The organism is Streptomyces sp. NPDC002853, assembly GCF_053591915.1.
This window is the reverse complement of the sequence record NZ_JBSFUS010000005.1, coordinates 230057-245945: the sequence shown is the minus strand read 5'-3', so window position 1 is coordinate 245945 and position 15889 is coordinate 230057. Positions and strand designations below refer to the sequence as shown.

Sequence of the window (15889 nt, the reverse complement as noted above, 5' to 3'; positions counted from 1 at the left end):
ACCGCCCACAGGCGGGCTACTGCTGCGGCCGGTTGAGGGTGTCGCGCACCCACTGGGCGTCGGACTCGGCGACGTGGGCGCCTGCAGAGCGGGCGACGATGATCTGCATCGGTTGCCCGTCGGCGTCGCGCTGTGGCCCGACGTAGGCGCTCCACGGCTGGGGTCCGCGCGTGGGTGGCGTATGTCCGTCGGGGCAGTGCGGGCAGCTCGTGTCGGCGGTGTCCCAGTCGGCAGGCTCGGGGTCATCCCAGACGATCCGCGTCGCGCCCTGGTGGCCGTGGACGTACTCGGCGTCCGCCATGCCGCCGTCCCAGAAGACGATGGAGGGGCGCGGGCCAAGCCAGCGGACGGAGGCGGTCCCGTCGGGCCACATGATCCCGTCGGCGACACGGCCCGTACCCGAAACGCCCGTGACGTCGGTGTCACGCTGAAGGTGGAAGCGGCGGCTCATGAGTGATCTCCCTTGTCGTAGTTCTCCGGAATGGCTCCGAGGAGGGTGTCAATCTCGGCGCGGCGGCGAGGAGTCTGCGGCGGAGTGCGACGTTGGCCGACGGGAGCGCCGGGGTGATCTGTGGCGGGTCGTCGCCGAGGAGCAGGCCGACCGGGTCGACGTCCAGCGCCTGGGCGATGCCGAGCAGGATGTGGAACGGAGCTCGCTGCACGGCTGATTCAACGTTGGCGATCGAGGAGCGAGACAGGCCGACAGTGCGGCCAAGGTCTGCCTGGGTGTAGCCGCGAGCCTTGCGGGCGCCAGTGATCCGCTGACCGACCTCGCTGTACAGGTCGTTGATCACGGCGTTCGCGGCGGCGAGATCGGGCACGGGGTTCTCCTCAGGGCTTGGTGATGTGGAGGCGGCGTCGTCCGCCGCCGGGCTGCTGGTCGGGGACCACGCAGTAGCCGGCGGCCTGGAGTTCGAGCCGGTACGTCTCGAGGCCGTCCTGCTCGCCGGGCCCGTCGTGGAAGACGTTGACCTGCCGTCGGCCTGCTTGGGCGGTGCGCCAGCCGGGGATCCAGTCGTCGCCGGTCCACTCGGAGGGCGGGTAGTCGGCGAGGACGGTGTCGACGTCGCGGGCTCGGATCGCGCGCCCCATCAGACGACCGCCTGCGACCGCGCTTCGATCTTCGCGAGTTTCTCGGCGACCATGTCGTCCGGGTTGCCGTCCGCGATCGACACGAGGGCGACAGCGGCGGTGACCATGACGTCGACGAGTTCGTCGCACACGTCGCGCCTGGTGTGAGTGGTGCCCTTGCGGGGGTTCTGCCCGGTGTGGCCGATCCAGGCTTGCGAGGCTTCGCCGACCTCCTCGGCGAGCTTCAGCAGCCGCAGGCTGATCTCTTCCTGGCTGCGGCCGTTCTCGCGGTCGAGCCAACCGACGAGGCGGTAGATCGTCTTCCACTGGTCGCGTTCAAGCATGAGGTTCCTCCTGGTGGTGGGCTAGTTGGTGGGCTGGTCGGGTTGGCCGCATTCGGCTTCGTGGGCGGCGAGGTCTTCCTCGCGGGCGGCTGGGCCTCGGCGTTCGCCGCAGCGGCTGCACTCCCAGACGGGGCAGCCGTTCACGTAGATCGAGCGGAAGCGGGCGCGACGGCGGGCGGTCATCGACTGCCGCCCTTTGCGGGCTGGAAGGTCCACCAGCCGTCGTAGCCGTCGGGGATCGCCGGGTAGTTGGCGAGCATCGGCCGCAGGATCGCCAGGTGCTGCTCCTGGACGGTCAGCGGGACGTTGCCCCAGTACGACTCGCCGTCCCAGCGGCCGATGCAGTCGCCGCCGTAGCGGCCGTCATCGTGCTGCTGGAGGAACTGGCGTCCTGTGACCGGCCGTTGGTCCTGGAAGTCCCACAAGGTGCCGACGCAGGCGACTGTGACGCCTTGGCGGCGCCGAAACCAGACGGCGTTGACGCGGCCGGAGTAGTAGTGGCTGCCGTCCTGCCTGGTGTGCTCCTGCGTGCGCAGGCTGTTGAGGTCGACGGCGTAGGGCTTGCGGGAGATCAGGAACTTGTCCTCGCGGATCATCGCCCCTCCCCCGCCTGCTGCTGCGGGATGAGCACGTCGACGCCGCACACGTCGTCCGGGTCGGCCGGATCCCCGTAGGTGCACAGGCCGCCGCCGGGCAGGTCGTCGGCGGTGAGCGGCGTCATCCACGCCCAGCCGTCGCCGTGCTGGCGGCACAGGTAGGCGCGGGGCTTCGTCGGATGGCGGTAGGCGACGACCTCCGGGCCGAACACCTCGGGCTCGGCGGGCTGCTGGGCCTTCGCGGCGGCCACGCGCTCGTCGAGGAGCATGTCGGCCTCGGCCGCGTCGAGTGCCTCGTTGTCCAGGTTGTCGACCTGCTGCACGAACTGCGTGCCGACGTCCGAGCGATCCCCCGCCTGCTGCGCCTGGTCGCGGCCCAGGCAGGTGACGAGTGCCGGGTCGCGGGTCACGCGCTCCCCAACGAACTCGCAGGGCGGCCGTCCGCAACAGGAGCTGATGCCGTTGGAACCCGGAAGCGGGACGGCGTGCACGGGCGCGGGCTGCTCCGCCGCCTGCTGCCAGGTGTAGTCCGTGGTGCCGGGCCGGGCGTCCGGCACGTCCCACGCCTCCCCCGCCTGCTGCGCCTCCTCGGCCACGCGGCGCAGCTCGGCCGCAGCGTCCTCGCGGGCGTCACAGGACGCGCACGGCTTGTGCTGCCCACAGCCCTCGTTCATCGCCTCGACGAAGGCAGCAGCGTCCTGCCACTCGGCGGCCCGGTCGGCGGGCGCGACCACCTTGCCGTCCAGCCGCACGAAGCGCGCCTGCCGCTTCCCGTCGAACTCCACCTCGCCTGCGAACGACTCCACCGGCCGGGCCGACCAGTCGTCGCCGGACCGGTACACGACCAGCCGCTCCCCCGACTCCGTGTGCACGGCCGTGGCCGCCACCTCGTAGCGGGCGCCCTTGAAATGCCGGTAGAGGCCGGGCTCGACAGCCGGCTCGGCGGCCCGGTTGGCGGCGGCGTCGACGCCCGGTTCCCCGCGGTGCAGGTCGTCGGCGAGGCGCTGCAGCCCGGCCTGCGCGTCGAACTCACGGCGGCCAGCGGGAAGGACGGCTAGGACCGTGCCAATCTCGTCGATGTCGGCCCTGACGAGCCGCGCCCACGGGTCCCGGTCGGGCTCGTCGAGCACGTCCTGAAAGCCCTTGGCGTGGGCGACAAGACGCTTGACGATCATCCGCACTTCAGCGATGCGGTCCCGGTCGGCGGGCGCAGACGGCGCGGCGGGCTGCGCGACCGTCAGCCGGGGCAGCAGCCACCGCGCAGCCTTGCGATAGTCCTCCTGCAACTTCCCGGACAGGCGCCCGAGCTGCTGCCAGGTCGGGTGTTCGCCGCCGTACACGTGGACGTCGGCAGCACACAGCATGCGCGCCCACACCTCGACAGCGGCAGTGGGCTCGGTCGGCTGGTCGGTCACGGTGCTTCTCCTTGATCGGGTCGGTGGGACGATGGGGCGAGCACTGCCCGGGTAACGGCCGGGCGGTGCACTGGGGTAGTCACGCGGTGGGGGCACGCAGCCGGTCGAGGGTCTTCACGTCACCGACGGCGAGCGCGGACCGGACCATCCGCAGCGCGTCCTCGGTTCCCGCCTGGCCCGCCTCCCACAGGCCGATGACCTTCTCGGCGAGATCGCGCTTGGCGGCGATGTGCTCGACCTGACGCTGTGCGAAGTCGCGGGCCTTACCTGCGTCGTCGGCGTACTGGCGGTGCGCGCCGATCTGGTCGTCGACGGCGTTCCACACGGCAGTGACGACGTCGGGGGCGATCTCGTCGGCGTGGCTGCTGATCTCGCTCTCGACAGAGCCTTCGAGGCTGCGACGGAACTGATCGAGTCGCGTGGTCATGTGCTGCTCCTTCGGGTCGGGTTGGGGATCACGGGTCATGCGGCGGGGCTGAGGTGCTGCTGGACGATGCGGCGATGCCAGCGCAGCGCCCAGTCGGGGCAGTTGGCGCAGTTCTTGTGCGTGTGGCCGGGCAGCGGGGCCGACCGGCGGGCGTCCATCGACCAGGCCATCGAGTCGGCGGATACGAGGTCGTCGGCGTAGGCGCCGAGACCTTGGGTCTTCACGCCGAAGCCATGCAGGCGTAGTCCCTGGTCGGCGAAGTGCTGCACGATCTGGCGGATCTCTTCGGTGGCCTGGCGGCGGCAGACGGAGCCGAGTCCGACGACAGGCTCGGCCGCGAGGTCGGTCCCGGCGTCGGCGTACAGCAGGGCGCAGTGCTGGTAGTCCTTGAGGCTCTGGCCCTGAAGGACCGGGATGAACGGAAGGTCGGGGGCGAGGCGCTTCAATTCGAGATAGTTGTCGACCGTGTGCCGCTGGTGGATGCGCACGGCGGCCGTCAGTTCCTGCTCCGCATCGAACGGGCCGAGGCCGCGGGCTTCGCGGGTGCCGTGGAACGTCATGCCGTTGAGCACACCGCCGCGGATCACGACTTCCTCGCACATCCAGTCCTGGGGTGCGGCCCACTCCAGGTTGCCGATGGCCTCGGCGTACCGGCGGACCTCCGCCACGTAGTCCTGTGGGGTGAGGGTCCAACGGCCGTGGCGCTGGAGTTCGGTGAAGCCGCCGGAGTCCAGCGCCCACGCTGTGCGTGCCCGGGGGAACGTCTTGCGGTCCTTGAGCCTGTTGCGGGATATGAACAGCGGGATGTCCGAGGTGGCCAGCCAGTTCGGCATGTGGGTGCCGAGGTAGAAGCGTGTTTCGCGCGCAGCCCGCTCGGCGACCATGCACGCGCAGGCGCAGCGCCCGCCCCCGGAGCAACCACCGCAGTCCTCGCAGACGTCGCAGGCGCAGTGCCCGCACAGAGCGAGCAGGCCGCTGCATTCGCAGCCGTCGTAGGCGGCGGGCCGCTCCGGGGCGATCGTCATGCCGCCACCGCCTGACGGCGCCGGGCGATGACCGCGATCACGGCGACCGCGGCCAGCGTCATCCACGTCTTGCCGAGCAGCTGGCCCGGCAGGTAGTCGAACGACCGGAATGCCAGCCACAGGAAGATCAGGCTGTCGGCGGCCAGCCCCACCGCATTCGACGCCAGCATCGCCGTCAGCAGACCCCGCTGCCGCAGCGGCTCATACACGGCGAAGTCCATCGACTCCGCGACCAGGAACGCGGCGGCCGACGCGACGGCCAGGGCGGGCGACGCCAGCAGGTACGACAGGACCGCGCCGACCGCGATCGCCGCCAGCACCGCGCCCCGGCCTGCGACTTCCCGGGACAGGTCCCGCAGCACGAGGGCCAGGCCGACCAGGTACACGCCGGCCGGGGCCACCTGCCCGAAGCCGACGGGCACGGCGCCGACGTGGGTGACGGCCAGGTTCGCGGCGGGGATGGTGGCGACATAGGCGGCCAGGACGGCGGCCTGAGTCAGGGGGATCTTCATCGGGTGCTCCTTCGGGTCGGGTTGGGGATCACGGGGTGGGGTGGGTGGCTTCGGCGATCGCGAGGGCGAGCGGCGGGATCGGGGCACCGGCCCGGACGCTGGCGGACGCCCGCTCGTCCAGCCAGTCCGCCAGCAGCACCGCCAGCTCCGGGGAGACCAGCGCGGCCAGGTCGCCCTCCGCGCCGCCGATCGCGTCCTTCACGCCGGACGCCCAGCCGCAGTCCCAGTACGGGTTGGTGGCCACACCCCACGACGCCCGGTCGGCGATCTCACGGATCCGAGCCGCAGCCCGGTGAACGGCCAGGGCCGGAGACGGGGGCGGGAGCTCGACGGCGGTCACGACTGCACCGCCCCGGCCTTTGCGTGGTCGCAGAGTTCGTGCTCGCCGTCGGCGTGCGCCTGCTCCCGCTCGTGGTCCGCGCACGGCTCACCTGTCTCGGGGTCGCGTTGGTCCGGGGTCGGGCCGCACGGGGTGCGCATGACGGCGTCGAGTTCAGCGGCCAGCCACGCCTCGTACTCCGCGCGCGTGTGCTCACCAGCCCGCTGCCACGCCCGCTTCGCCTCAGCGATCGCCTCCTTGCGCCAGGCCCGCTTGAACGGCCGGTCATGCCTTTCGCCGCAGGTCCAGGAGTCGCCGCAGCCGCAGCAGGTGATCGTCGGCCCGTAGTAGGGACCGCCGTCGAACCCGGCGAACCGGCGACGCTGCTTGCAGGTCGGGCAGTTGAGGATCCGGCGGATCGGGAAGTTCGGCGAACGGCAGATGATCGCAGTGGTCATCGGGGTTCTCCTTCAGTCGAGTTGGGGTGGATCAAGGTCGGGGTGGGGTGGATTAAGCGGCTTCGGCGTTCTTGAACCAGGCGTCGCCCTGGATGCCGGGGGTGGACCAGCAGGTGCCCCAGGGCTGCTCGCTGGCGACCAGTCCGGCATCGGCGGGCGGGAGGCAGTGGCGGTCGACGCCGTGGGTGCCGCGGCGGTGCTTCTCGGCGGCGGAGTCGCTGTTGAACGTCTCGTGGCAGGCCGGGCAGTGGGCGCGACGGAGGCCGCTCCAGGTCTTGCCACAAGCAGCGTGAGTGATCATGGGATTCTCCTGTTCTCGGATTCGGGGGTAGGGCGGACGCTCAGAGGGACGGAGCGGGCGAGGGACGCCGAAAGCGGGTTAGGCCGTCTACGGCGAGTTCTGACAGCGGGAAACGGCAAGTCCGCCGGAGGGGCCAGGTGTCGCAGCGCCCGGGTCACAGAACGCCGCCCTTCACCGCGACCGTGACCATCCACGGCGACGGCACCACCACAGGCGCCTCACCCGGCACCACATGCCAGCCCCCGCACCGGCCACACGCCGCCGCATGACACACGCCCCAGCCGCGCATCCCCAGCAACACCGCCACACCATGCGCCAGCGAGAGCGACGCGTACCGGTCACCGGCCGGGCAGGGGCGGCGTTCAACGTGCGCAGCCGGATGTGGCGGCTGCCAGCGGCGGCGAGACATCAGGCGGCCTCGCCTTCGTCGCTCCATCCGCAGGTCCACGTCCTGCCGCAGGTGGGGCACAGGTAGACGGCGAGGACGGCACCAGGCCCGCTGGGGGTGACCTTGGCGGGCTCTATGGCGGGACTGTCTTCGGTGAGGCATCGGTCGCAGGTGTCGAGGTAGGGCACGGTGGTTCTCCTTTCGGCGGGTTGGTCAGGTCTGGTTCATGTCGACGAATCGGCTGTAATGCCCCTGGAACGCGACGGTGATCGTTCCGGTGGGGCCGTTGCGGTGCTTGGCGACGATGAAGTCGGCTTCGCCGGCCCGCGGGGACTCCTTCTCGTAGGCGTCCTCGCGGTGCAGGAGGATCGCGAGGTCGGCGTCCTGCTCGAGCGATCCGGACTCGCGAAGGTCGGCGAGCATCGGCTTCTTGTCCTGCCGCTGCTCGGGACCGCGGTTGAGCTGCGAGAGCGCGACGACCGGGATTTCCAGGTCCATGGCGAGCTTCTTGAGGCCGCGGCTGATGCGGCTGACTTCCTGCTGCCGGTTGTCGTTACGGCCGGTCGACTCGCCGCTCATCAGCTGCAGGTAGTCGACGACGACCAGGCCGAGGCCCTGCTTGCGCTGGATACGGCGGCACTGGGCGCGGATCTTGGCGAGGGTGATGCCGGTGTCGGCGACGATGTGCAGCGGCGAGGACTGCATGTCCTTGCCCGCGGTGGCCAGCTCCATGAGCTTGGCGTCCTCGAGCGGCCCCTGGGTCTTCATCCAGTGCAGCGGGTAGCTGGCCTGTGCGGACAGGAACCGTTTCTGGAGTTCGCGGCGGCCCATCTCCAGCGAGAAGAACACGGTGGGCACGTCGTTGCGGATGGCGGCGTAGCGGGCGAAGTCCCCGGCGAGCACGGACTTGCCCATCGCCGGACGGGCCGCGATGATCACGAACTGGCCTGCCTGCAGCCCGCCGGTCAGTGCGTCGAAGTCGAGGAACCCGGTGAACAGTCCGGCCTTCGGGCCGTTCTCGCGGATGTCGATGACCTCGGCGACGGCGTCCATGATGTCGACGCCGATGGACTGGTCGGCATCGCCGTCGTCGGTGAGGCTGGCGAGCCCTTCGAGGGTGTCGTAGGCGTCCTGGACGATCTCGTCGGGGCTGCGCTCACGACTGTGCACGCTGTGGGTCATGCCGTTGCTCGCGGCGAGGATCTTCCGGAGGTTGGCGCACTCGCGGACGATCTCGGCGTGTGCACGGGGGCCGCCGACGCTCTCGTAGGCGTTGAGGAGATCGAAGACGTAGACCCTGCCGCCGCAGCGGGCGAGGTCGCCGGACTTCTCGAGACGGTTACTCAGCGAGATCGGGTCGTGGGCGGCGCCTTCGTTGTGGAGATCGACCAGGGCCCGGTAGATCGTTTCGTGCTGCGGCCGGTAGAAGTGCTCGGGCACGACGACTTCGACGGCTTCATCGATGGCGCTGCTTGTGCTGATCATTGCGCTGAGCACGGCACGCTCGGCAGCAAGGTCGAACGGGGGCAGCTTCTCGTCATCGGCCGGCGGCTCGTCGTAATCGTTCATGCGCTCTTCCTGAAGTCGGTACCGGTGAACGCCACGAAGGTGGAGCCGCCGTCGGCGAAGCGGGACATGGTCCGGGCGCCGAGCGGTTCGAGGGTCGGCAGGTTGGTGGAGATCAGCGTCGGCAACTGGTTCTGCCAGCGGACGTCGATCAGCTGCGCGATCGCGTCGACAGTCCACGGGTAGAGCTGGGTGGCGCCGAGGTCGTCGAGGGCCAGGAGCGGCACCTCCCGCCAGACAGCGAGCCGGTCGTGGTTGACGGGCCGGTCGGCTGCGGCCTTGAACTCGAAGTCGCTGACCAGGTAGTAGCTCCCGAACCAGCCGCGCCGGATCAGCAGCTCGCCGATCTTCCACAGATGCCACGTCTTGCCGGTGCCCGGCTTACCGAGCAGCAGCAGCGAAGCGTGGGAGCCGGCGAGGAATTCGGCGATCCAGCCGTCGACTTCCGGGCGGACGTCACCGTTGTGCTCGAACGCCGCGGGGCGACGGGCGACATAGCGGGCGAGGGTCTGGTTGCGGATCTCGGCGCGGGCCGCGGCGCGTTCGGCGTCGTAGCGGGCCCGCCGGTCGGCGGCATTGGGCATCAGAAAGGCCTCGCATTCTCGTAGTCCTCGGTGGAGGGCTGCGGCGCACCGGCGCCGGTAGCGGGGTGCGGGCGATTGGGGCGGTAGTCGCCGGAAACAGCCCGGAGCGGAGGGCGGTTGGCGCGCTCGCTCGCGAACTTGGCGGAGCGGCGGATCCACTTCTGCCACTCAGCCGGCCAGTTGGGGCGTCGGCTTTCGTTGCCGCGGAAGTGATCGACGAACTGTGCGGTCTCGTAGTCGAGGTCGAGTCCGGGGCCGAAGGTGCGGAGACCCCAGGCGCGCATCACGTCAGTGAGCTCGAAGCCGTCAATGTCGATGGGGGCGTCGCCGCCAGGCGGCGTGGCGCTCGGCTCGCTACCACCTGAGGTGTGACTACCCCCCTCAACCACAACGAGATTGGGGACAGGGGCAGGAGTAGGGGCAGGGGCAGGGGCAGGGGAATGCGCGCGTGATGTGGGCGCGCGCCCGCGCGTAGAGGCTTCCGGACCCCCTTCGGCGGGGGGCTGCTCAGGGGTATCGGAGGGGGTTCCCGAAGGGGGTGCGGAGGGGGTTACGGAACCCCCTCCGTCAGGGTCGGGCGGAGGGGTTCCGAAGGACTTCCGGAGGGCTTCGATGTGCTCGGCGACCTGAGCCCGAATCGATACCCCGCGCGCTCCCGGCTCGTCGCTGAGTTCGTCCAGCGGGATGCGGTCCACTTCGGCGAGCAGCGCACGACGCAGCCGCCAGGAGGAGATCTCCAGGGCGCCGGACACCATGGCACCCATGACCTTCGGCTGCTTCCAGATGCCGTCGTTACGGATGAACGAGCGGATGAGGAGCTCCTCGGTCTCGTCGTCCATGACGATGAACCGGGCCGTCTCCAGGGCCTGGAGCGTCTTCTCCAGTTCGGCGGAGGTCAGGCCGCGTGCCTTGCGGGACCACCGGCGCAGCGTCAGGTCGAGTAGGCCGGCGTGGTTCAGGTTCGGCTGCGAGATCAGGAACAGGTAGAGGCGCTGCTCACTCGGGTCGAGCGCGAGGAAGTCCGTGTCGTCCCAGATGCTGGTGAGGATGCGTCCGTGTCCGCGGGCCATCAGAACTCACCGCCCGCCGGCTCGGCGTCGGTCTGGACCCACTGGGCAAGGAACTCGTCGAGCTGTGCGCTGTGGGACACCGCCGCCATACCCGAAGCGATCTGGATGTCTTCACGGCTGTCGCCGTTGCGGGCCGCCATGATGAGCTCGCCTCGGAACTGCTCCTGCTGCTCTGCGCTGGGATCGGCCCACCCTCCCTTTCGCCATAGCTCTAGCCAGCCGTCGAAGACCCCGTCGATGCGGGTGAACTGTTCGCCAGAAATTGGGGCGTACTGCAGGTCGGTCATACGCAGGCCCCACGACAGATGGGCAGTCAGGTGCGTGCCTGCGTGCACCGCCGCGCACAGCACCTCGGCGACTGTGTAGCCGATCTCGAAGAGGGCAGCGGAGTGCACCAGGAACTCGGAGTACTGGTCCTGATTGGGCTCGCCGCCTCGACTCGCAACAGACCACGCGTAAGTCCACGCGCGTTCAGCAGCGTGATGCTCGATCTTCTGCGGGCTCCACTCGGGCGGGTACCCCCCGCGCCAGAGATGCTCGAAGAGAGCGGATCCCTGCAATTCCGCAGCCTGCGCAAACGTCGCTTGATCGACATCAGCGACGGGCTGAGCATCCGGCAGGCTGCTGGTCTTCCCGGCGTTGCAGGGCGAGCAGGACGTGACGAGGTTGTCGGGCTTGTCGCTTCCGCCGAGCGACGTGGGGATGACGTGGTCCACGTTGAGCTTCACGTTGGGCGCGGTGGCTCCGCAGTACCTGCAGGCGTGGTTGTCCCGCCGGAGGATCTCGTATCGGAGTCGCTTGGAGACGGCCATCGGGGCTTCTTTCGGTGAGCTTGGGCGTGCGGAAGCGGCGGCGTCTGGCGGTGCTGGCTCGCACCTGCCACAATACTTTAAAGATTGGTAAATATGGAAGGATTGCAAATGACTTACACTCTGGCCATGGCTGCTGACCAGGGCATTCAGATCGCAGATGACGGAGTCGCAGAGGTCTCGATGACCTCGGCGCGGGCGAACCTGACCCAGCTGCTGCGCGAGGTCCGCTACGGGAAGCGCACAGCCGCCTTCACGGAGCGGAGCCAGCGCAGCGCATACGTCGTGCCGCCCGACTTCTACGAACGGGCGCAGCGAGACCGGGAGGTGCTGGAGCGGCTGCGAGGTTTCGTCGGCCTTCCCGCAGGGGTCTCCGCGGCGGACAACCCCGAGCTGCTGGCCCGATCGCGTGCCGTCTACGAAGCGCTCACCGACGCCGGCATGCCCATCGACTCCTGACATCTCTCCTCCTCCCAGCCCCGCCATTCGCGGGGCTTTTGTCGTGCGGCCAGCGGCCGGGGCCGGTTGCGGCCGGCCCCGGCCAGAGTCAGCGCCAGTCGGGCAGCACGTTGGTGCGCCGTCGGGCGTTGTAGGCGGTGACGACGACTTCAGCGACGCAGTGGCCGACCGTGCCGCCCTGGAATTGCTGCATGCCGCGAGCCTTGCCCAGGACGCCGGAGGGGCCGGCGGGGTACTCGGCGAGCTTCTTGACGAGCACGGCCAAGTCCACGGAGTCGCCGAAGCGGTTGAAGACGGCCCCGATTCCGGCGATGATCCGGCCGTCAACGGCCTCCGACTTGTAACCCCAGGCCTCCGTGACCACGCGGAGCGTCAGCTCAAGGGCTGGGCCGGGGCTTCCGTCCGCCTGCTTGTCGCTCTGGTAGACCTTGTCGAGGCTGACGACGGCCGTGATGCTCTTGCTGCTGTTGCGTTCTTCGATCTTCCAGCCGAGCTTCTTGGCGATGCGGTTGATGGCGACCGCATCCGTGTTTCCGGCGGTGACGCGCGCGAGGAACTTGGCGAGCGGCTTGACCTGGCGGTTGTCGTTGTGGCCGAGGAAGAGCTCGGCTTCCTCCGCCCTGGTCAGGCCACGGAATGCCCGGCACTGGATCTTCTGGTCAGACCAGCCGGCCCGACGCATGAGCTCGCCACGGTTCTGTCCATCGATCCAGACGTATGTCTCATCGCCGCGGTCCGACACGATCGGCACGCCGACCTTGTTGGGGTCGAAGCCTTCGCGGAGCTTCTTCTCGACCCAGTTGGGGTCGAACGTCCGGGTGTTGACCCGGTGGTCGGTGCGGATCGCGGCGAGTGGGACCCACTCGATCGAGTCAGGAGTGGTCTCGGGGTTAGTGGTTACCATTGGTGCGCTCCTTGAGCTTGCTGTTGAGGCTGCGCAGCACACGCAGCGCTTCGGAGAGGTCGCGCGCCCATCGCGCGGCCTCTTCTGCGTCGATGGAGGCGTCCAGTTCGGTGACGCTGGCGAATCCGACGCAGAGTCCTGAGAGGGTCGAGACGCCTTCGGCAAGCGACTTGCGTTGTGATCGCTGGGGCATGCGCCTACCGCGGCTGTCGAGCAGTGGAGGCGCTGGCGCCGCGGCGGGCTGGCTGCGGCGACGCTCGGCGGGCGCTTCGTCCCCGCGGTTGGCCTTGTGGCCCTTCCATTTCTCATAGACCGCGGTGACGGTTAGAGGTCGGCCGCCTTCGACGGGGCGGACCTCTTCACCCGACGTGATTCGGTCCAGGAGAGCGAGGGACTCCCGCGACTCCTCCTGCCGTTGGGGCGACACATCGGAGATGCCCTCAGCCGCGTTGGCGACCTGCTTGAGCCGGGAGTAGGTAGCAGTTGAGAGGCCGACCGCCTCGGCTGCTCGCTCGCGAGAGTCGAACCGCTCGGAGGGCTCTTCGTTCGCCGGTACGGAGAGCCTCCCGGCGGTTGCTGCCGCACCCTTAAGCTGCCCCCGCCGCAAGGCTTCGGCCGCCCTGGGCTTCTCGAGGGCTTCGATCTGCCGCCCAAGGGAGATCAGTTCCGAGGCGGTCATGGGCTTGCGGCAGGTGTTCTCGTCACGTTCGGCCTTGAGGAGGTCGACGGCGTCGTGGATGTGCTCGGCGACGACCACCGGGACCTCGTCCAGTCCGAGGCGGCGGCAGGACTCAAGTCGGCGCCCCCCGGCGATCAGCTTGTTGCTACCGGAGACGACGATCGGCTGAAGAAGCCCCAACTGCTTGATGGATGCCATCAGGTCGGCCAGGTCCCCGAGATCAATACGAGCGCGCTCGCCAACCTCGATGTCGTGTACGCCGATGGTCTTACTCATCACGCGCTGCTTCCTTCCTGGCGGTGCGGATAGATCGGTCTGCGGGTGCGGGCGGCTACGGTCCGGCGCGGGGCCGGCGGTCTGAGATGCTGTCGCTGTCCTGCCTGGACAGGTAGTTGGTGCACGTAGCTGACGTGCGCAAATGCCGTGTCGTCGGTGCGGGCCACGGGCTTGGAGGCGGGCGTTCCGTGCGCTGTTTGCCGGTCGCCGTGTCGCCCGAAGCGGGTAGCTCTCGCACACTCATGCGGCCATCGCCTCGATCTGCCGCCCGCTGTACGCGCCGGCGGCGGCGAGCACGGCTGCGGCGAGCGGCGGGGGGACTGCGTTTCCGACCTGCAAGTGCCTCTGGCCGGCGCCCCCGTGGAACTCGAGGTCCACCCGGAACCCCTGCAGCGCCGCGCATTCGGCGATGGTCGGCCGCAGGTGGTGTACGCCGGCCCGGTCCCGCCACAGCGGCGTGCCGATGACCTTCTTCATGGCCTGCCGTGTCCCGTTGCCGAACGGTTCGGCTCCCCCGGTGTAGGTGCCTCCGCCGGTGACGGCCGGTGCGGGCCGCCGGGTGTAGCCCCAGCCGATGACGTCGGCCATCGAGCGGTGCGCGAACTGGCCGAGTCCGCCGTAGGTCGGTGCGGGCAGGGCGACTTGGCGGGTGCGGGAGGCGATGAGCACGGCCCGTTTGCGGGTCTGGCCGAGTCCGTAGTCGGCGGCGTCGAGGATGCCGGTGACGGCGCTGTAGCCCCACCGCTCGAGGACGTCTGCGTACTGCTGCCAGACGACGAGGACGGACGGCACCTGTTCCATGCAGATCCATTCGGGCTGCAGGTCGTAGTGCCACCGCATCGGCTCCGCGGTGAGGATGGAGCGTTCGTCGCGGCAGGCGGCGCCGATTGCGGCCCGGGTGTCTTTGCCACGGGAGAGGTCTTCGATGGCCTGGTGGACGAGGGGCAGGTCTTGGAGGCCGAGCTTCTTGCCGGACTTGCCGAAGCCGGGGCACGGCGGGCTGTCGATCTTCCCTTCGGTGCGGCCCTTGAAGACCCACGTCGGGTAGCGGGTGACGTCGCAGCGGACCGTCTTGTGCCCGGCTCCGACGCGGGTGCGACAGGCGGCGGCGTCGAGCTCAAGCCCGATCTCACTGCTGCCGGGCGGGAGCGCTTCGGACCAGCCGATGCCGGCGAAACCGTGGACGATCACGCCGCCTCCCCGAAGATCGCCCGGTACTCGTCGCGCATCTGCTGGTCTTCGACGCACCGCGGGTGGACGCAGCCGTCCCGCTCGCAGCCGGTGCGGACATGTCCGACGGGCGGCCGGGTGTGGGCGAGGCTGAAGGCGATGCGGTAGGCGGTGTAGACGCGTCCGCGGTGTTTCAGTTCAGGGACGCCGCGGCCAGTTGTGTAGCCGGTCCACATGAGGTGTGTGTCGCCGGTGGGCTGAACGTGCCGCCAGAACAGTTCCTGGGGGCTTTCGGCAGCCTTGTAGCCGCTGCGGGCGCGCGGGAGTTGAAGCTCGGTGCGGTGGGCGGCGACGGTCTCCCTGCTGACGTGCAGCTGGCGGGCGATGGCGCTGTTGGAAAAGTCCGCGCGCAGGAGGGCGACGATGTCGGGGCGGAGGATCATGCGGCCACCGCCTTGCTGCGGTCGCGCCTCTGCCCGGTGCGCCACTCGGCGACGACCTGCCGGACGGTGGAGATCGAGATCTCGTTGTTGAGGCGGGCCCTGATCTCGTCTGGCCCCTGGCCGCACCAGGCAAGGTGCTCGATCTCTTCTCGGCGGAGGGCGGCGAGCTCGTCGCGGTTGGCCTCGACGGCGGTGACCGGGGTGAAGAAGGGGTCGTCGAAGTCGGCGTCGTCCCAGTAGTCGGGCCCGGCCCAGCCTTCGCGTTCAGCACGCGTCATGGCCCTTCGGCTGCTGCCGGGAGTTGAGGCTAGCGCTTGGTACGCCTCGATGATGGCGTCGTGCATGAAGACCGCGACGTGGCGTCGCGCGCCGGGGACGATGTACTCGATGCTCCGCAGTTGCAGGTCCGGGTGAACTGCGGCGATGGCCGCGGGGCTGTGGCCGATGGCGTAGAGGGCCCTGCAGCGGCGCATGGATCCCAGGGCGGGGACGCGGCCGACGGTTGGTTTCACGTTCGGGTGGACGGCGAGGAGCTTGGCGGCCGTGCTGCGGCGGATCCGCGGGAACTTGCCGCGGGCGTGGTCCTTGATGGTGGAAGGGTCGACGCTGGACGCGGTGGCGATTTGTCCGGTGGTGAGGTCGCTGGCGTAGAGGACGCGCAGGTGCTTGGTGACGGGCTCGGCGGGGATGGTGGCGGGGCGGTTCGCGAGGCGGGCGAGTTGCCGCCTCTGGCCGGCTCGGGTCCAGCCTGTGATGCAGGTCCTGCAGCGGCAGCCCGGTCGGCCGAGGGCTCCTTGGTAGCGGGCTTCGCTTCCGTGCGGCGGCAGGGGCTTGGTGGTCACGCCTCCTCCTCTCGCTGCTGCTGGGTGTCGGCGATGGTCTGGTGTGCGCGGGTGAATGAGGCGCCGATGCGGTCGAAGGTGCGGCGGCCGAGCTGGATCACGACCCAGGCGGCGAAGGCGTAGACGATGACGACGGCGAGGGTGATGACCGCGGCGAAACCGTTGGCGATGGCGGTGTAGGTGGCGATCAGTTCGAGCGCGTCTTCCTTCACGTCCGCCTCCTGATCGCGA

25 protein-coding genes are annotated in these 15889 nt (G+C 69.6%); 1 reads left to right on the top strand and 24 read right to left on the bottom strand.

What is annotated here, in order from left to right; all coding sequences use genetic code 11:
• Positions 1-16: 16 nt before the first annotated feature.
• The 18 genes from ACWD02_RS15540 to ACWD02_RS15455 all read right to left on the bottom strand — a co-directional run bounded on the left by ACWD02_RS15540 (position 17) and on the right by ACWD02_RS15455 (position 10888).
• On the bottom strand, positions 17-451 hold the full coding sequence (locus tag ACWD02_RS15540) for a hypothetical protein (RefSeq protein WP_451209878.1): 435 nt from the start codon (positions 449-451) through the stop codon (positions 17-19).
• Positions 423-821 (bottom strand): helix-turn-helix domain-containing protein, encoded by a 399-nt coding sequence (locus ACWD02_RS15535; RefSeq protein ID WP_451209875.1) that lies wholly within the window; start codon positions 819-821, stop codon positions 423-425. Before ACWD02_RS15535 ends, ACWD02_RS15540 begins: the two co-directional genes overlap by 29 nt.
• 10 nt (positions 822-831) lie before the next feature.
• A complete protein-coding gene (locus ACWD02_RS15530) occupies positions 832-1092 on the bottom strand; it encodes a hypothetical protein (RefSeq protein ID WP_451209873.1) in 261 nt (86 codons plus the stop codon).
• A complete protein-coding gene (locus tag ACWD02_RS15525) occupies positions 1092-1415 on the bottom strand; it encodes a MazG-like family protein (RefSeq protein WP_451209871.1) in 324 nt (107 codons plus the stop codon). The genes ACWD02_RS15530 and ACWD02_RS15525 overlap by 1 nt, the downstream gene beginning before the upstream one ends.
• Positions 1416-1436: 21 nt before the next feature.
• Positions 1437-1598 carry a hypothetical protein gene (locus tag ACWD02_RS15520; protein WP_451209868.1) on the bottom strand — a complete coding sequence of 54 codons (162 nt, stop codon included), beginning with the start codon at positions 1596-1598 and terminating at the stop codon, positions 1437-1439.
• Positions 1595-2011: a hypothetical protein gene (locus tag ACWD02_RS15515; protein WP_451209866.1), complete on the bottom strand. Its 417-nt coding sequence runs from the start codon at positions 2009-2011 to the stop codon at positions 1595-1597. Before ACWD02_RS15515 ends, ACWD02_RS15520 begins: the two co-directional genes overlap by 4 nt.
• Positions 2008-3426, bottom strand: a complete 1419-nt coding sequence (locus tag ACWD02_RS15510; protein WP_451209864.1) for a DUF1653 domain-containing protein — start codon at positions 3424-3426, stop codon at positions 2008-2010. The genes ACWD02_RS15515 and ACWD02_RS15510 overlap by 4 nt, the downstream gene beginning before the upstream one ends.
• 79 nt (positions 3427-3505) lie before the next feature.
• A complete protein-coding gene (locus ACWD02_RS15505; protein WP_451209861.1) occupies positions 3506-3853 on the bottom strand; it encodes a hypothetical protein in 348 nt (115 codons plus the stop codon).
• Between the two features lie 35 nt (positions 3854-3888).
• On the bottom strand, positions 3889-4878 hold the full coding sequence (locus ACWD02_RS15500; protein WP_451209858.1) for a deazapurine DNA modification protein DpdA family protein: 990 nt from the start codon (positions 4876-4878) through the stop codon (positions 3889-3891).
• The gene (locus tag ACWD02_RS15495; RefSeq protein ID WP_451209855.1) at positions 4875-5390 is read right to left on the bottom strand and encodes a VUT family protein; all 516 of its coding nucleotides are present in this window, start codon (positions 5388-5390) and stop codon (positions 4875-4877) included. The genes ACWD02_RS15500 and ACWD02_RS15495 overlap by 4 nt, the downstream gene beginning before the upstream one ends.
• A 28-nt stretch (positions 5391-5418) precedes the next feature.
• Positions 5419-5730, bottom strand: a complete 312-nt coding sequence (locus ACWD02_RS15490; protein WP_451209853.1) for a hypothetical protein — start codon at positions 5728-5730, stop codon at positions 5419-5421.
• Positions 5727-6167: a hypothetical protein gene (locus ACWD02_RS15485; RefSeq protein WP_451209851.1), complete on the bottom strand. Its 441-nt coding sequence runs from the start codon at positions 6165-6167 to the stop codon at positions 5727-5729. The genes ACWD02_RS15490 and ACWD02_RS15485 overlap by 4 nt, the downstream gene beginning before the upstream one ends.
• A 52-nt stretch (positions 6168-6219) precedes the next feature.
• Positions 6220-6468, bottom strand: coding sequence for an FDXHR family putative zinc-binding protein (locus ACWD02_RS15480; protein ID WP_451209848.1), 249 nt, complete (start codon positions 6466-6468; stop codon positions 6220-6222).
• Positions 6469-6876: 408 nt separating this feature from the next.
• Positions 6877-7044 carry a hypothetical protein gene (locus ACWD02_RS15475; RefSeq protein WP_451209845.1) on the bottom strand — a complete coding sequence of 56 codons (168 nt, stop codon included), beginning with the start codon at positions 7042-7044 and terminating at the stop codon, positions 6877-6879.
• A 25-nt stretch (positions 7045-7069) separates the two neighbouring features.
• Positions 7070-8425: a replicative DNA helicase gene (dnaB, locus tag ACWD02_RS15470; RefSeq protein ID WP_451209843.1), complete on the bottom strand. Its 1356-nt coding sequence runs from the start codon at positions 8423-8425 to the stop codon at positions 7070-7072.
• A complete protein-coding gene (locus tag ACWD02_RS15465; RefSeq protein ID WP_451209840.1) occupies positions 8422-9006 on the bottom strand; it encodes an ATP-binding protein in 585 nt (194 codons plus the stop codon). Before ACWD02_RS15465 ends, dnaB begins: the two co-directional genes overlap by 4 nt.
• Complete coding sequence (locus ACWD02_RS15460) at positions 9006-10076, bottom strand: hypothetical protein (RefSeq protein WP_451209837.1); 1071 nt, start codon at positions 10074-10076, stop codon at positions 9006-9008. The genes ACWD02_RS15465 and ACWD02_RS15460 overlap by 1 nt, the downstream gene beginning before the upstream one ends.
• The gene (locus ACWD02_RS15455) at positions 10076-10888 is read right to left on the bottom strand and encodes an HNH endonuclease (RefSeq protein WP_451209835.1); all 813 of its coding nucleotides are present in this window, start codon (positions 10886-10888) and stop codon (positions 10076-10078) included. Before ACWD02_RS15455 ends, ACWD02_RS15460 begins: the two co-directional genes overlap by 1 nt.
• A 126-nt stretch (positions 10889-11014) precedes the next feature.
• Between ACWD02_RS15455 and ACWD02_RS15450 the strand changes: the two genes are divergently transcribed.
• On the top strand, positions 11015-11344 hold the full coding sequence (locus tag ACWD02_RS15450) for a type II toxin-antitoxin system Phd/YefM family antitoxin (protein ID WP_451209832.1): 330 nt from the start codon (positions 11015-11017) through the stop codon (positions 11342-11344).
• Positions 11345-11432: 88 nt separating this feature from the next.
• On the opposite strand, the gene ACWD02_RS15445 is transcribed toward ACWD02_RS15450, so the two are convergent.
• The 6 genes from ACWD02_RS15445 to ACWD02_RS15420 form a co-directional block, all read right to left on the bottom strand.
• A complete protein-coding gene (locus tag ACWD02_RS15445; RefSeq protein ID WP_451209829.1) occupies positions 11433-12248 on the bottom strand; it encodes a DUF6551 family protein in 816 nt (271 codons plus the stop codon).
• On the bottom strand, positions 12235-13203 hold the full coding sequence (locus ACWD02_RS15440; RefSeq protein ID WP_451209827.1) for a ParB/RepB/Spo0J family partition protein: 969 nt from the start codon (positions 13201-13203) through the stop codon (positions 12235-12237). Before ACWD02_RS15440 ends, ACWD02_RS15445 begins: the two co-directional genes overlap by 14 nt.
• Positions 13204-13443: 240 nt before the next feature.
• Positions 13444-14394: a DNA cytosine methyltransferase gene (locus tag ACWD02_RS15435; protein WP_451209824.1), complete on the bottom strand. Its 951-nt coding sequence runs from the start codon at positions 14392-14394 to the stop codon at positions 13444-13446.
• The gene (locus ACWD02_RS15430; protein ID WP_451209821.1) at positions 14391-14816 is read right to left on the bottom strand and encodes a LuxR C-terminal-related transcriptional regulator; all 426 of its coding nucleotides are present in this window, start codon (positions 14814-14816) and stop codon (positions 14391-14393) included. Before ACWD02_RS15430 ends, ACWD02_RS15435 begins: the two co-directional genes overlap by 4 nt.
• A complete protein-coding gene (locus tag ACWD02_RS15425; protein WP_451209818.1) occupies positions 14813-15658 on the bottom strand; it encodes a hypothetical protein in 846 nt (281 codons plus the stop codon). The genes ACWD02_RS15430 and ACWD02_RS15425 overlap by 4 nt, the downstream gene beginning before the upstream one ends.
• Positions 15655-15870: a hypothetical protein gene (locus ACWD02_RS15420; RefSeq protein ID WP_451209816.1), complete on the bottom strand. Its 216-nt coding sequence runs from the start codon at positions 15868-15870 to the stop codon at positions 15655-15657. The genes ACWD02_RS15425 and ACWD02_RS15420 overlap by 4 nt, the downstream gene beginning before the upstream one ends.
• Between the last annotated feature and the right edge of the window lie 19 nt (positions 15871-15889).